This window comes from Dellaglioa sp. CoH-55-MRSF-7, assembly GCF_056782235.1.
Window position 1 is genome coordinate 1 of sequence record NZ_JBXAYI010000169.1, and the last position, 266, is coordinate 266.

The following is a 266-nucleotide window of genomic DNA, read 5'->3' on the forward strand; positions in this document are numbered from 1 at the left end:
GATGGAACGTGAAGGCCTCACTCCAGCCCAGTTCTTGCAGTATCAAATTCTGCTGGGCGATAAGATTGACAGCATTCCACGAATTGGCACGTTCAAGCCGCCTCAGATTAAGAAGGGGCTGATCGAACACGGCACGATCGCTGACTGGTACGCAGCGGCCGACGCAGACGTGAAGAAAATGTTCGACATGAATCGGGTTGCAATCAAGCGCAATAGAAAACTCGTGACACTCAAGACCGATGCGCTGCCACCCACTGAACCGGATG

The 266-nt window shown here is 53.0% G+C and carries 1 pseudogene; it reads left to right on the top strand.

Annotated features, from left to right (window positions below):
- Positions 1 to 266: pseudogene (locus AC1RPU_RS08280) on the top strand (hypothetical protein); the annotation flags it as partial.